The organism is Shewanella sp. 11B5 (genome assembly GCF_002836795.1).
GTDB lineage: Bacteria > Pseudomonadota > Gammaproteobacteria > Enterobacterales > Shewanellaceae > Shewanella > Shewanella frigidimarina.
Genome location: NZ_PJAP01000065.1, coordinates 1 through 1396 on the forward strand (window position 1 = coordinate 1; position 1396 = coordinate 1396).

Annotated in this window: 1 protein-coding gene; it reads right to left on the reverse strand. The window is 42.4% G+C overall.

Annotated elements, in window-relative coordinates:
• Positions 1-1311 (reverse strand): cardiolipin synthase (gene cls / locus CXF78_RS00535; RefSeq protein WP_102035688.1); only part of this gene is annotated, 1311 nt, incomplete at its 3' end.
• Positions 1312-1396: the final 85 nt, after the last annotated feature.

Sequence of the window (1396 nt, forward strand, 5' to 3'; positions counted from 1 at the left end):
ATTTTCAACAGAAAGAGTCACTTCAAAGTTAAGCCATAGGCTGCGCATATCAAGATTAACAGTGCCGATTAGACTATGGTGCAGATCAATGACTACTGACTTTGTGTGTAGTAAACCACCGCGAAAACGATGAATATTGACACCTGCATTCAGTAACTCACCAAAGAAAGATCTGCTGGCCCATTCCACCATCATTGAGTCGTTTTTGTCGGGTATGATTAAATTCACCTCCACGCCACGTAATGCCGCTGCAGTTAATGCAAACAGTAGGTTTTCACTGGGGACAAAATAAGGGCTAGTGATGGTGATGCTCTGTTTTGCTTGATAAATACTGAGCAATAAAACTTGCTGGATCATATCCTCAGGCATACCAGGTCCTGAAGGTATCACTTGAACCATGTCAGATGGCTCTTCTTTTTGCGGAAGGCATTTTGGCGGTTCGGGTAACATTCTTTGGTCTGTTTCTGTTTCCCAATCCCACGCGAGAATACAGTTAAGCACTGGCACACTGGAGCCAGTAATCCTCACCATAACATCTATCCACTCACCAACACCGGCGCTTTGATTAAAACATTTGGGGTCGACTAGATTCATTGAGCCGGTATAACCGATTTGGTTGTCTATCACGACTATTTTTCGATGAAGGCGAAGGTCAAGGCGGCGGAAAATCATACGCACAAGAGAAACAGACAGTGCGGAAACCAGCTGTATACCTGCTTTACGCATTAGTTTTGGCCATTTACTGTTAAAAAAGGTTCGACTTCCTGCAGCGTCTAATAATATTCTCACTGCCACATCACGTTGAGCTGCCTGTATAAGTGCTTCGGCAACTTGGTCTGCAAGTCCGCCTGGATACCAAATATAGAACTCTAAATGAATTGAGGTTTGCGCTTGTTGTATGTCTTCAATCAGGGTTGTTAATATTGTTTCTGTAGACGATTTTAGTGTCAGTTGATTATTGGCTAACGTAGGAATACCAAGGCGTTTTTCACACAAATGGCTAATGGGAGTCGCGTAATCACTTAAGTTATGAGGGCGATATTGCTGAATGGCAAACAGCCGCCGAAACCATTCTCGATAGGGACCGTACATTTCTTTAGATCTCACTGCGCGGGTTTTGCCAAGATTCATCTCGCCAACGAGAAAATAAAGTAAAATCCCTAAGATGGGGACAACATAAATAAGCATCATCCAAGCTAAGGAAACACCAATAGATCGTCGTTTATAGACAATACGTGTGGTGATACCTGCAATGAGCAGCCAATAAGCTAATACGCTGATTATCGTTAATATTTTATAAAGCTCAACCATAGCTCGCCAATGTATCAATCATGTAGAAAAACATGCACTTATCATATCAGGTTTTCAATCAGTATTGTCTACTGTCATCCGTCTG